Here is a 12,766-nt window from a genome sequence, read left to right as displayed (position 1 = left end):
TTCGGATAACCGAAGGGGGTAGAATGCAGAGATATTGAACCTGAATTTTTGGTCTTCATGTCCTCCCCCCTGATTTATACCTATCCCCCCTTAGAAGCGGGAATTTTAGTCCGACGCTACAAACGGTTTTTTGCTGAGATTGAACTGACCTCGGGGGAAGTGATTACCGCTCACTGTCCCAATACCGGACCGATGACGGATGTTTGTACTGTGGGGAGTCTAGTGCAAGTATCGCGCAGTGATAACCCCAAACGGAAGCTAGCCTATACTTGGGAAATGATTCAAGTGGAGCATCCACAGACGACATGGGTAGGAGTCAATACAGGTTTACCCAATCGGGTAATGCGATCGCTCCTCGAACAAAAACAACTCCCAGAACTTGCCTCCCGGTATGATACCGTCCGGCGAGAAGTCGTATATGGTAGCCAAGGTAAAAGTCGCGTAGATTTTCTCCTCACCTCCACAGAAGATCACCCCCCCCTTTATTTAGAAGTGAAAAACGTCACCTGGACTCAGGGACAGATTGCCGTTTTTCCCGATACAGTCACCACCCGAGGACAAAAACACCTCGGGGATTTAATGGGCGTATTAGGAGAAGCCAAGGCCGCGATTGTGTATTTTATTAATCGGGGAGACTGTGAACAATTTGCCCCCGGTGATAGTACCGACCCGAAGTATGGGGAGTTACTGCGTCAGGCCTATCATCAAGGGGTAGAAGTTTATCCCTATCGTTTTCAAGTCACTCCTGAAGGGCTTTATTTCTTAGGTTTAGCAGAATTATTACTCTAGGCTCTGCTGAATAACTCGGGGAGTCGGGAAAATGCGGTTGTGTCCGAAATTGAATACCCCATAAATAGCGTTGTCAAATTTATGAAACGCTATTTATGGGACTTGACAAAATGTACACAAGCTTAACTGGTCAAAGTTGGGGAATCGGGAATAGGATCTAACCTTGACAAGAGGAGAAAAGCCTTAACTTGTCAAGATTGGGCAGGAGGAGGTGGGTTCCGACGCTACAGGGATAATAAATTCCGCGTCCTTGGTATTGTAGGGCGGCGATCGCGTGGATTCCGGTACAGTGATTCGCGCCAACGATCTGGACTTGGTATTGGGCTAAGGCTTCTAGGGTAGCTTGAATGCGTTCCGGAGAGGCATTGAGGAGGTGCATTCCACCAATAACTCCATAAACGGTCTGTTGTCCGGTGAGTTGGGCAATATAGTTGAGGGTATTGATCACCCCTGCATGGGCGCAGCCTAGAATCACGACTATTCCCTGTTGGGTTTCCAGAAAGAGCGCCTGATCATCCCAGAGGGAGTCTGGGGTTTCCTGGGTGGAGTCTTGCCAAAATTGCCCTCCGGCATCCTCTAGGGGGTGTTGTCGGGGAATGGGACCGGTTAGATGAATGCCGGGAGCTAGAGGGGTAGGGGTTGAGGTCCAGAGGATGGAACAACCCCACTCTTGGAGTTGGGCTTCATTGAGAGGACTGCCAATATTGCCCCTCGGACTATATTTGGGCTTCAAGGCATCAGGATGGAGATATAGACGTTGGGGGGGATGATGAGAGAGGAGGGAGAGGAGTCCCCCGGTGTGGTCGTAGTGGCCATGACTGAGTGCGATCGCGTCTAAATCATCCAAGGAGATGCCTAACTGTCGGGCATTGTGCAGCAAGACTTGACCTTGCCCGGTATCCCACAGCAAACGCAGGGGGAGTTCTGGGACTTCGACGAGGATCGACAAACCGTGTTCTGCCAGGAGTCCAGGTCTGTTCACTGTATTTTCGACTAAAACGGTGAGGGCTAGGGAGGAAATCATGGGGAGAGTCTCTTTAACTCATTTCAACTTCAGGGAGAGGCGCGCCAAAGATGCGATCGGTTAATTTGACATACCAGGCGGCGGCTTGCACTTGGATGATATACCCCATGGCAATGATCAGGGCAATTTCTGCTCCTTGGGTTCCAAAGACGCTAATGGCAATGGCGAGAGCAATGGAGAGGTTTCGCATGACAGTGCCATAAACCAGCGCGATCGCATCTCCTCGTTCAAATAAAGCTTTACCCACAACGGTACTCAAGATAAAGTTAATGCCATAAATCAGAATTAAGGGAACAAAATAAGTCAACAAATTGGCGGGATGAGAGACAATCGATTGAGATTTTAATGCTAAGGCAACAAAGACAATTCCTAAAACGCCGATAGTGGAGAAAACGGGAAATTTTTGTTTCAAGTTTTTATTGTATTTACTTTCTCCCACGGTTGCGATGAGGACTTGTTTCGTGACAAAACCTAATAACATCGGGAGAAAAACAATAATGACAATTTGTTTGAAAACATCCAGTAAGGGAATTTCAATCACAGTTCCCATCAACCATTTTGCATAGAAAGGAGTGGCTAAAGATCCTGCAATGAGTCCAATGACAGTCATTTGAATTGCAGCATTCAGATTCCCTTTCGCAAATCCTGTCCAAGAAATGGTCATGCCACTGGTAGGCAATAAGGAAGTGAGGAGCAGTCCTAGAGCAATTAATGGCTGGTCGGGAAAGAAAATTTTTCCTAACCCAAAAGCCAGAAAGGGAATAATGCCAAAATTAATCAATTGGGTGACTAATTGTAGGCGAAGACTCCCTCCCATAAAGACTTTATTGAGTTGTAAATTAATCATCATGGGATACACCATGAGGAAGGTCAGAGGAATAATTCCCGCTTTTAAGAACGAAGGATCGACCACCAGACCAAAAATGATCCCCGCGATCATACTAATGGGAATAGACCAAATCAAGTTTTGTTGAAGGGCAAATAAAAATTTCCACATGGCAGAATGAAGAGAAAAGGGGTATCTAAGGAACAGAATGCTCCAGGAAAATTTACATTTCTGGTAAACGAGACATCACCGCTTGCATTTTTTGACTCGCTTCCAGGGCAATCTCCTTCGCCTTGGGACTATGCAAACTTAAAAACATCATGAGGGGTTCAATGGCAGAAATTTCAACTTGACCATCCTCGTGTTCTTGTACCACAACATTGCAAGGATACAAGGTTCCGGCTTTATCATCGGTTTGCAGCATCTGGTAGGCAATTTGGGGGTGACAGGCCCCTAAAATACGGTACTTGCGGAAGTCAACGTCCAGTTTTTTCTTAAACGCAGCTTGTGCGTCAATTTCGGTGAGGATGCCAAATCCTTCTTGTTGCAAACATTCGGTGACTTGCGCGATCGCGTCATCAAAGGCAAGAGGTACAAATTTGCTGATGTGATACATAGAGGAGAAAGTCTTGGTGTTGTCAGTTTGATTAGACTCAACAGAGTCCATAATTAATTTATATAACCAATTAGTAGATTAGTCAATAGGTTTTATAATCAATTTTTGATCACTCGCCTTCTTGAACAAAATTAGCGACGCATTCCCCTACCTCGGCTACGCCAGGTGGGAGAGCCTCATCCGTCCCCCACCTTCTTGGTTTACCCATCAGAAGGCTTTTCCACCCGTCTTCAGTCCCTGACGCAGACTCTCTCAAAAAAAGGTTGACAAATGCAGTAGCTTTCATTAACATTATTATATTATCAGTCAGTAGATTAGTTAAATAAGACTTAAACCCCTCAAGGAGACAGTTAACCGTAACCCATCTTGTCTCCCGACCTATCAACATTGCCTTTAATTCAGGAGAAATATAGATATGGCGCACGTTGTAGTCATTGGTGCAGGATTAGGTGGACTCCCTGCGGCTTACGAATTACGGCACTTACTGCCCACCCGACACCAAGTCACTCTGATTTCTGAACAGTCTAAATTCACCTTTATTCCCGGTTTAATTCGCGTCGCATTAGACCTGAAACCCTTATCCCACGTCCAATTAGACCTCCCCAAACTCGCCCGACGACATGGCTTAAACTTCATCCCCAGTCGCGTCACCCAATTCGACCCCCACAACCAACGCATCACCACCGCCGATGGTCAAACCCTCCAGTATGATTATGTCGTTATTGCCACAGGGGCATCCCTCAACCTTGCCGCGATTCCTGGACTTGGGCCTCACGGGGGATATAGTCACTCCGTTTGTACCCCAGAACACGCCCTCCAGGCCCGCCAAGGGTGGTTAAAGTTCCTCGAAAACCCAGGGTCTCTCGTCGTCGGGGCCGCCCCAGAAGCCGGATGTTTTGGACCCGCCTATGAATTTATTTTGATGGCCGACTGGGAACTGCGACGGAGAGGCCTCCGAGACAAAGCCACCCTCACCTATATCACCCCAGAACCCTACACTGGACACTTAGGAGTTGGTGGAGTGAAAAACGCCCGTGAACTCACCGTTTCTTTACTCGAAGAACGAGGCATTAAAACCCTTGATAATACTCGAATTGCGGAAGTTCACCCCAACCGAATCACCCTGGGCAATGGTCAACACATCTTCTCAGACTATGCCATGATTCTTCCCTCTTTTCTGGGGGCAAAATTCATCCGTGACATACCTCAACTTGGCACTGAGAAAGGATTTATCCCCGTCACCCCCACCTATCATCATCCGAAATTTCCCCAAATTTACGCTGTTGGAGTCAGCGTCCATTTAACCCAACCGGAAAAAACCCCCATCCCCATGGGTCTGCCAAAAAGTGGCGAAATGGCTGAAGCCATGGCCGTAGCTGTTGCTCACAATATTGCTATAGAACTAGGGATTATCCAAGCAAAACCCACCACCCCCACCCTAGAAGCCCTTTGTTTCGCTGAATTTGGCAATACAGGCATTGCATACATGGCTGTTCCCGTCATTCCAGACCCCACCACCGGACAACGCCGTTATTCTACTGCCTTGAAAGGGCCCTGGGTGAATTGGACTAAAGCCATTTTTGAAGAATATTTTATGCTCAAAATGCGCTTTGGGATGGGCTTACCTTGGTTTGAAAAATTGGGATTACAACTTTTATTTGGGGTATCTTTAGTCAAGCATCTTTCCCCCCAAGAACAGCAAGAATTACGGAGTGCGATTTCGGGATAAATAGAAATCTGCTCATCAACAAATTGAATTCATTTTTCTGTATTCAAGTATGGCGTATTTTATCCTTTCTTTGTTCGCATTTTTGCCAAACTAACCTTCTTTGTATCGAGTCATGAATACCGACCTTCCTCCCCCCATTTTTGAGCAACTTGCTGACCATTTTAAGACCCTAAGTGAACCCAGTCGGTTACAAATTTTAGCAGCAATTTGTCAAGAGGAGCGTAACGTTACTGAGATCTGTCAGATGACCGGACTGAATCAAGCCAATGTATCTAAGCATTTACAACTCTTGAAAATTGCCAAAATTGTGGCTTGCCGAAGAGATGGAATTTGTCGTTATTATCGCATTGTCAATCCAGAAATTTTAGCCCTCTGTCATGAGCAACTCACCAAATGAATAACTAATTCTTTTGTAAAAAATCAGTTATTCAATAGAAAAATCACATCCAACCCTAGGAAAATTATGACCTCAAAAACTTCCCATACTCACCCCTTAAAAACCCAAGCTATTACTTTAATGAGTAATATCACTAGCCTAACTATAACAGGAGAACAAGTTTCTAAATTAGGTTCAGAAATTCATGCTACTTTTGCTGCTAAAAATTCAGAAAAATTGCCCTGTGTTTTGAATTCTGTGGAAGAAATTGGCTTTATTTTGCAGCCTGATGATGCTATTCAGTTGGGACGGTTATTAATGGCAATGGGGCTGGAAAGTCAGGGAGAACAAACCATGGAAGAAATTCAAGAGAAGCTGGATGATTTGATCAAGTCTTGCCTCTAAGTAGGGTCTGCTGAAAAAACCGAATGCTAGACTTAACAAGGGAATAGGGAATAATTCCCCAACTAAGTTGCTTCGTACCTTCCTACGGAACGCTGCGCGAACGCAATGACATTACTCGCAACTCCTGACTCCCCCTCCCTCCTGCTTCCCTATTCCCAAATTATGACTCTCCCATCCCATCCTGTCGCCCATACCCCCTCCCCCAACCGTCCCCAACAGTGGCATGATTTAAAAGCCCATCTGGTTCAAGTAGCCCAACGCACGGCCGAATTTGCGACCCTTTTGGGCGCTCCCACGGTAGGGCATTATGGGGGACTGTGGCACGATTTAGGCAAGTATAATCCCGACTTTCAAGCCTATTTGCAAGGATGCCATCGGGGAGATAAAAAAGCCAAGTCCGTTCCCCATGCGATTCATGGGGCAAAGTTAGCCGCCCAAGAGTTTCCACCCCTCGCCGCCCTGATTTATGGGCATCATAGCGGCCTACCTGCTTTTGATTCACTTGGGGTCAAACTCCAAGGGCGCAATCCTGACCGCACAGCGACGGATTATCAAGAGGTGTTAAAACGGGCAGAGGCGGCAGGGATTAATCTAACAGCCCCCCCAACTCTCGCTCAAGAGATGACTGCCCATCAACGGGATCCCTTGCGGGCTGAATTGTTCCTGCGCTTGCTCTTTTCCTGCCTGATTGATGGGGATCATCTGGACACGGAACAGCATTTTAACCCAGAACAGACGGCACAACGGGATATTCCCCTCACCCTGCCCCAACTCCAAGCCCAGTTAGCCCATGAACAAGCGGCCTTGATGGAAAAGGTGCCAGATACTCCCGTGAATCAAGTCCGGCGGGAGGTTTATGATTATTGTTGCGCTCAGGCCTTACAAAAGCCGGGGGTTTTTCGGCTCTGTGTGCCGACGGGAGGGGGAAAAACCCGCAGTGGTTTGGCGTTTGCGTTAAATCATGCTTGCGAATATGGTCAGCGTCGGGTGATTTTTGCGGTACCCTATACCAGCATTATTGAACAGACGGTCCAGGTCTATCGGGATATTTTCGCCCCCTTGGGAGAAATGGCGGTTTTAGAGCATCACAGCGCGATTTCCCCGGAGGGCTTCAAGGAAGATTGGCGGGATGAAGATGCCCGGTCTGGCTATGCTCAAGCTCGTTTGGTGGCGCAAAATTGGGATGCCCCTTTAATTGTCACGACAACGGTGCAGTTGTTTAATAGTCTGTTTGCTCATCGCCCCATGCCTTGCCGGAAACTGCATAATCTGGTGAACAGTGTGATTGTGTTGGATGAGGTGCAAACTTTGCCCATTCCTCTCTTAGATCCGATTTTGGATGTGTTGGGGCAGTTGGTGAAATATTACGGGGTGACGCTGGTTCTCTGTACGGCGACTCAGCCCGCGTTTGAGGGGACTAACCCCTATGTAGGAGGATTTGACCAAATTACGGATATTGTGCCGCCTGCTGAGGCTCAGAGGCACTTCCAGCGCTTAAAACGGGTGGATTATATCCGACGGTCGGGGGCTTGGTCTTGGTCGGATTTAATGGCAGATTTACAAGCACGGTCGGCTCAACAGGCTTTAATGATTGTTAATACGCGCAAGGATGCGTTAGGGGTGTTAGAAGCCCTAGAAGCGGCGGAGTTTCCCGGTGAGGGGGTGTTTCATCTCTCGACGTTGCTCTGTGGCGCTCATCGTCGGCGGGTGTTGGGGGTGGTGAAACGACGCTTGGCGGAGGGGTTGCCCTGTTGGGTGGTGTCTACTCAGGTGGTGGAGGCGGGGGTAGATTTGGATTTTCCGGTGGTGTATCGGGCGATCGCACCCTTAGACCGGATTGTACAAGCGGCCGGGCGGTGTAATCGAGAGGGAAAGCGCGATCGCGGTCAGGTGATTATTTTTGAACCCCAAGAGGGAGGGAGTCCCCGTGGCCTCTATCAAACGGCCTACGCTGTGGCGAAAAACTACCTCAGTCCGGAAGAAATGGATGCCCTCCATACCCCAGACCTCTTTCTGCGCTATTTCCAAGAACTCTATCAACAGGTGGATTTCTCCCCCGGCCAAGAGATTCAAGGGGAACGGAAAAAGCTCAATTATCCGGGGGTGGCTCAGTTTTCCCTGATTGAAGATCAGACCATTCCGGTGGTAGTGAATTATGGGGAGAGTGGGAAGATTTTAGCTCAGATGCGCTCTCAGGGTCGGGTGGGGCGAGAAACTCGCCGTCGTTTACAAGCTTATCTGGTGAATCTATTCCCTTGGCAGTTCAATCAAAACGAAGAGAATCGCCAAGAAGTGATTCCCGGTCTGTGGGAATGGACAGGGGGCTATGATGAGTTAGTGGGGATTCAATGGCAAGGTGAACCCATCCAGCGTGATCCCTTTGATTTGATTATTTAGTGCTGGCTGAATAACTTGGGGAGCAGGGGAGAAATTCCCTATTACCTATTCCCTATTCCCTGTTCCCTGTTCCGTGGAATTTGTGACGTAAACTTTGGATATTGAGCCAAATTTCCGAAATTTAGCCCCGTTGGGTTGTTGCTTAAATCCTAGGGATGGCGGTTCAAGGGAAACCGTCCTAGTCTACTATCCCCCCTTTCTCGGAAGAGGAAGAAAGAGGAAAGCTCCTTTTTCACCTTTCCTTGTCCCATTCGTTAAGGATCAGTACAGTGAGCCTTTGTCCACCCCTCACGCTTAAAGTCTACGGCGACTTTGCCTGCTTTACCCGACCGGAATTTAAAGTAGAGCGCATTAGTTACGATGTGATCACCCCCAGCGCAGCACGGGGGATTCTCGAAGCCATTTTCTGGAAACCGGAAATGGGCTATCGCATCGAAAAAATCCATGTCCTCACCCCCATTCAACACTTCTCTATCTGGCGGAATGAAGTGAATAACTGCCAGAGTGAAAGTAGTGCCAAGAGTTGGGCAAAAACCGGAGTCGGGGGGTATTTTGCCGATGGCGATCGCGCTCAACGTCATACCCTCGGTCTACGCAATGTCGCCTATCTCATCGAAGCCCAGATTTATTTAAAAGCCCACGCTACGGAGAACATCGCCAAATATCGCGACCAATTCCGTCGTCGAGTGCAGCGCGGTCAATGCCACCATCAGCCCTACTTCGGCACCCGGGAATTTAGCGCCTTCTTTGAACCCCCCACCGGACAAGAACAAGCCATTAATCGCAGCGATGAACTGGGCTTAATGCTCTATGACCTTGAATTTCAGCCCGCCCCCAAAGGCTCCATTCAATACCGTCAACAAGATGCCCAAGGCCGTCGCATCATCTCCGGGAATGCCCGCCCTCGCTTCTTCGCAGCCCGTTTAGAACAAGGCATCCTCACCATCCCCCCTCAACCCCTTTAAATCATGCTCCTTAAAGCCCTCGCTGACTATGCCCAGCGCATCGACCCTACCCCCGCCATGTATGGTCCCTCCCCTGTCCGTTGGCTGATTAGTCTCACCCTAGAGGGTCAACTCCGGGGTGATCTCCTCACTCCCCTGGGAGATAAAAAAAACAAACGGGGAGCGCCGAAAATTCTGCCCCATATTAATCGCAGTTCCGGCATTAGTCCCAAACTCCTTGCTGATACTGGGGAATATGTTCTCGGAATCCCTAAAGCCAAATCAAAACGCGATCGCATTGCCCAATGTCATGCCCAGTTTAAGGATCTAGCTCGTCTTTGCGCTGAGTCTACTCAATTGCCAGTGGTTGAAGCAATTGTTAAATTTTTGGATGGCTGGGAACCGGAGCGCGATCGCCATCTCCTCCCCCCCGACTTCGACCCCAGCATGGTCATCACCTTTCAAGTCATGACCCCCAGCGGCCCCGTCATCCCCGCCGAAGACAAAGCCCAATTGACCGCCATCCAGCAATTTTGGGCAAACCATACCGGGGGAACAGAAGCAGCAGAACATCTCGGCTGGTGTTTAGTCTCCGGCCACTATGGCCCCGTCCAGCAACGACTCCCCTTCACCATTAAAGGAGTCCCCGGCGGTCAAGCATCCGGCACCGCCTTAGTTTCCGCCAACTCCAAGGCCTTTGAATCCTACGGCCTCGCCAACTCCCTCACCTCCCCCATTTCCCGCGATGCCGGAGAAGCCTTCGCCAAAGCCCTCAATCACCTGCTCAAAGACCGGGATTCTCACCTCCGCATCAGCGATAAAGCCGTTTATGCCTGGTGGACAAAAGAAGCCACAGGATTTGATCTCTTTAGCCTCTTAGATAAACCCAGTGATGAACAGGCCCAAGCTCAAGTGAAAGACCTCATCGCGGGGCTAAAAAAACAGCCCAATGTCACCGCCTTAGAGCAACTGGAACAAGACCGCTTTTATGCCCTTGCCCTCACCGCCAACAACGCCCGCACCGTCGTCCGCAGTTGGCTCAATATCACCCTCGCCGAAGTCCGAGAAAACCTCGGTCGGTGGTTTCGGGCGCAACAGGTAGTGAGTCCCACGGGAGAAGATCCTAAACTCTTTGGCCTCTACGCCCTAGCCGCCTCTACCTATCGGGATGTGAGCAAGGAAATGTTGCCCCGAATGCCCACCGCTTTGTTTTTCGCCGCCTTGCAGGGGAAACCGCTACCCGATGAACTGTTAGCCAGTGTTGTGCGGCGGATTCGGGTCGATCAAGACCATAAAATGACCCATCCCCGCGCCGCGTTCATTAAGCTTTACCTCACGTTTAAGGAAATTATCCCCATGAATGAAACTGAATCGATGGCTGAATTGAATTTACAGCCCCCCCTAGAAGGCCCTGACCTCACCGCCTACCACTGCGGCCGCCTACTCGCACAACTGGAACAAATCCAGCGCACAGCATTAGGGAAAGACATCAACGCCACCCTAGTAGATCGCTACTACGGGGCTATGTCCACCACACCGGGGAAGGTGATGGGGGTGTTAATCCAAGGCGCACAGGCCCACCTCAGCAAAATTCGGAAAAACCAGCCTGGAGCCCATCACAATTTACAATTGCAACTGGAGGAAATTTACAGTCATATCCAACCAGATCAGGGGCATTTTCCCCATAGTTTTACGATGCAGCAACAAAGTATTTTCGCCCTGGGTTACTATCATCAACGCGCCCATAATAATGGGCAGGCAAGGAGTAAAAAGAATCAAAATAAGTCCTGATTTATATCATATTTTTTGACAAAAATCAAGCTTTTTTGATTAATTAGGAATTTTGAAAGGTTGGTAATGGTGAATTATTGGGTTGCGCTGTCGCTTTACCCAACCTACGAAAGGCTTTGAATTGTATTGAACTGTTTGTAATTATTGAGGAAAGAAATTCCATGTCTATTTATACCGATCCAAACCGCCGTCATGATTTTGTTTTGCTTTTTGATGTGTTGGATGGCAACCCCAATGGGGACCCGGATGGGGGTAATTTACCTCGGACTGATGCAGAAACCATGCAGGGTTTGGTGACGGATGTTTGTTTAAAACGGAAGGTGCGGAATTATGTTGAAGTTTATAGTGAGTATGAAGCAACGGAAGCGGAAAAAGAGCGGCTGAAAATTTTTGTGGAACACCACGGGGTTCTTAATGAGCAAATTCGCCGGGCTTATGTTGGTTCAGGTTTGCCTGTGAGTGAACCTGTTTCTGAGGTGATTAAAGAGGAAAAAGTCCTTACAGCTTTGCGTAATTTAGCCGATGAATTACCTTCAGCTTTTGCCATTGAAGATGAAGAGGAAGGGGATAATGTTGTTTCTACTTTGACTTATAGTGGGGAACTTTCTACTGATGAATTGAAGGAAGAGTATAAGGATTTGGAGGAATTTAGCGATTGGAAAGTAGCGAAAAAATTTGTTGAGGCTTTGGTGAAAAAATCAGGCAAGCCTGCAAAAACGGGTAAAAATATCGAGACGGCTAAACAGTGGATGTGTGCTAATTTTTATGATGTGCGAATGTTTGGAGCAGTCATGAGTACGGGGTTAAATGCGGGTCAGGTGCGGGGGCCGGTGCAGTTAACTTTTGCTCGTTCCATTGATCCGGTTTTGCCCTTGGATTGGTCGATTACCCGCATGGCTGTTACGGAGGCGAAGGAGGATCGGGTTAATTTACAAACCATGGGACGGAAAACGCAAATTCCCTATGGTTTGTATCGAGGTTTTGGGTTCTTTTCGCCATTTTTGGCACAACAAACGGGGGTAACGGAGGAGGATTTAGCTTTATTTTGGCAGGCGATTCAAGGGATGTGGGAGTTAGATCGGAGCGCGAGTCGAGGGTTGATGGCGTTACGGGGATTGTATATTTTTTCCCATGACAAGCGGTTAGGAAATGCTCCGGCTCATCAATTATTTGATCGGATTACAGTGGAGTCTCCAAATAATACGCCTCGCTCGTTTAAGGATTATGAGGTGGTAGTCAATCAGGATGATTTACCCGAGGGGGTGACATTAACGGAGTTAGTTTAATTGGCGGGTTATAGAAAATCGCCAAGGGGAGGTTATCGTTAGGGATCTGTAGGTTGGGTGGAGCGGGAGCGAAACCCAACATCCCTCGCTTCATATCTAGAAAATTGTCAACCTACGGAATAGCGATGAGTGAACAAAATACTGAGGATTATCTGTGGATTAGTGTGTTACAACATTATGTTTTTTGTCCCCGTCAATGTGCCTTAATTCATGTTGAACAAACCTTTGAGGATAATATTTATACATTGCGGGGACATCGGGTTCATGAGCGGGCGGATTCTGCTACCAGTGAGGTGGTGGATGGGGTGCGGGTGGAGCGATCGCTTTCTCTTTGCTCCCATAAATACCAATGGCGGGGAATTGCCGATGTGGTGGAGTTTGGAGAGGATGATCTCCCCTATCCCGTAGAGTACAAATCTGGCCCCCGCCGCCAACGTCTGGCGAATAGTATCCAGCTTTACCGATCATGTTTTCTTGAAAGCCCCGATACTTTAGGACGGGGATGAAAAGAAAAACAGTATGTAACCCGCGAAGCGTCAACACTTAATGAGCCTTGCCAGTTTTATTAAGTGTGTTATAATGG

The 12,766-nt window shown here is 48.3% G+C and carries 12 protein-coding genes; 9 read left to right on the top strand and 3 right to left on the bottom strand.

Annotated elements, in window-relative coordinates:
• Positions 1-57 precede the first annotated feature (57 nt).
• Entirely contained in the window at positions 58-789 is a 732-nt protein-coding gene (gene sfsA / locus K4A83_RS12535) for a DNA/RNA nuclease SfsA (protein WP_265264911.1), read from the top strand.
• A 157-nt stretch (positions 790-946) separates the two neighbouring features.
• On the opposite strand, the gene K4A83_RS12530 is transcribed toward sfsA, so the two are convergent.
• The 3 genes from K4A83_RS12530 to K4A83_RS12520 are packed head-to-tail and all read right to left on the bottom strand — an operon-like array spanning position 947 to position 3,255.
• Complete coding sequence (locus K4A83_RS12530; protein WP_265264910.1) at positions 947-1,813, bottom strand: MBL fold metallo-hydrolase; 867 nt, start codon at positions 1,811-1,813, stop codon at positions 947-949.
• A 13-nt stretch (positions 1,814-1,826) separates the two neighbouring features.
• On the bottom strand, positions 1,827-2,810 hold the full coding sequence (locus tag K4A83_RS12525; RefSeq protein ID WP_265264909.1) for an arsenic resistance protein: 984 nt from the start codon (positions 2,808-2,810) through the stop codon (positions 1,827-1,829).
• 52 nt (positions 2,811-2,862) lie between these two features.
• Entirely contained in the window at positions 2,863-3,255 is a 393-nt protein-coding gene (locus K4A83_RS12520; RefSeq protein WP_407810018.1) for a DUF302 domain-containing protein, read from the bottom strand.
• Positions 3,256-3,670: 415 nt separating this feature from the next.
• Here K4A83_RS12520 and K4A83_RS12515 point away from each other — a divergent pair, with 415 nt between their 5' ends.
• From K4A83_RS12515 to K4A83_RS12480, 8 genes are all read left to right on the top strand, one after another.
• On the top strand, positions 3,671-4,984 hold the full coding sequence (locus tag K4A83_RS12515) for an NAD(P)/FAD-dependent oxidoreductase (protein ID WP_265264907.1): 1,314 nt from the start codon (positions 3,671-3,673) through the stop codon (positions 4,982-4,984).
• A 112-nt stretch (positions 4,985-5,096) separates the two neighbouring features.
• Complete coding sequence (locus K4A83_RS12510) at positions 5,097-5,381, top strand: ArsR/SmtB family transcription factor (protein WP_265264906.1); 285 nt, start codon at positions 5,097-5,099, stop codon at positions 5,379-5,381.
• Positions 5,382-5,447: 66 nt separating this feature from the next.
• On the top strand, positions 5,448-5,765 hold the full coding sequence (locus K4A83_RS12505) for a hypothetical protein (RefSeq protein ID WP_265264905.1): 318 nt from the start codon (positions 5,448-5,450) through the stop codon (positions 5,763-5,765).
• A gap of 105 nt (positions 5,766-5,870) precedes the next feature.
• Complete coding sequence (gene cas3 / locus K4A83_RS12500; RefSeq protein ID WP_265264904.1) at positions 5,871-8,162, top strand: CRISPR-associated helicase Cas3'; 2,292 nt, start codon at positions 5,871-5,873, stop codon at positions 8,160-8,162.
• Between the two features lie 269 nt (positions 8,163-8,431).
• On the top strand, positions 8,432-9,127 hold the full coding sequence (gene cas5c, locus K4A83_RS12495; protein ID WP_265264903.1) for a type I-C CRISPR-associated protein Cas5c: 696 nt from the start codon (positions 8,432-8,434) through the stop codon (positions 9,125-9,127).
• A gap of 3 nt (positions 9,128-9,130) precedes the next feature.
• Positions 9,131-10,897, top strand: a complete 1,767-nt coding sequence (gene cas8c, locus K4A83_RS12490; protein WP_265264902.1) for a type I-C CRISPR-associated protein Cas8c/Csd1 — start codon at positions 9,131-9,133, stop codon at positions 10,895-10,897.
• A 161-nt stretch (positions 10,898-11,058) separates the two neighbouring features.
• On the top strand, positions 11,059-12,183 hold the full coding sequence (cas7c, locus tag K4A83_RS12485) for a type I-C CRISPR-associated protein Cas7/Csd2 (RefSeq protein ID WP_265264901.1): 1,125 nt from the start codon (positions 11,059-11,061) through the stop codon (positions 12,181-12,183).
• A 125-nt stretch (positions 12,184-12,308) separates the two neighbouring features.
• Complete coding sequence (locus K4A83_RS12480) at positions 12,309-12,689, top strand: CRISPR-associated protein Cas4 (RefSeq protein WP_265264900.1); 381 nt, start codon at positions 12,309-12,311, stop codon at positions 12,687-12,689.
• Positions 12,690-12,766: the final 77 nt, after the last annotated feature.

The sequence above is a fragment of the Spirulina subsalsa FACHB-351 genome, assembly GCF_026130165.1.
Lineage (GTDB): Bacteria > Cyanobacteriota > Cyanobacteriia > Cyanobacteriales > Spirulinaceae > Spirulina_A > Spirulina_A subsalsa_A.
This window is presented reverse-complemented; position numbering and strand designations above follow the sequence as displayed.

Coding starts and splice junctions, on each gene's coding strand:
- sfsA (WP_265264911.1), top strand. CDS start 58: ATGTCCTCCCCCCTGATTTATACCTATCCCCCCTTAGAAGCGGGAATT.
- K4A83_RS12530 (WP_265264910.1), bottom strand. CDS start 1,813: ATGATTTCCTCCCTAGCCCTCACCGTTTTAGTCGAAAATACAGTGAAC.
- K4A83_RS12525 (WP_265264909.1), bottom strand. CDS start 2,810: ATGTGGAAATTTTTATTTGCCCTTCAACAAAACTTGATTTGGTCTATT.
- K4A83_RS12520 (WP_407810018.1), bottom strand. CDS start 3,255: ATGTATCACATCAGCAAATTTGTACCTCTTGCCTTTGATGACGCGATC.
- K4A83_RS12515 (WP_265264907.1), top strand. CDS start 3,671: ATGGCGCACGTTGTAGTCATTGGTGCAGGATTAGGTGGACTCCCTGCG.
- K4A83_RS12510 (WP_265264906.1), top strand. CDS start 5,097: ATGAATACCGACCTTCCTCCCCCCATTTTTGAGCAACTTGCTGACCAT.
- K4A83_RS12505 (WP_265264905.1), top strand. CDS start 5,448: ATGACCTCAAAAACTTCCCATACTCACCCCTTAAAAACCCAAGCTATT.
- cas3 (WP_265264904.1), top strand. CDS start 5,871: ATGACATTACTCGCAACTCCTGACTCCCCCTCCCTCCTGCTTCCCTAT.
- cas8c (WP_265264902.1), top strand. CDS start 9,131: ATGCTCCTTAAAGCCCTCGCTGACTATGCCCAGCGCATCGACCCTACC.
- cas7c (WP_265264901.1), top strand. CDS start 11,059: ATGTCTATTTATACCGATCCAAACCGCCGTCATGATTTTGTTTTGCTT.
- K4A83_RS12480 (WP_265264900.1), top strand. CDS start 12,309: ATGAGTGAACAAAATACTGAGGATTATCTGTGGATTAGTGTGTTACAA.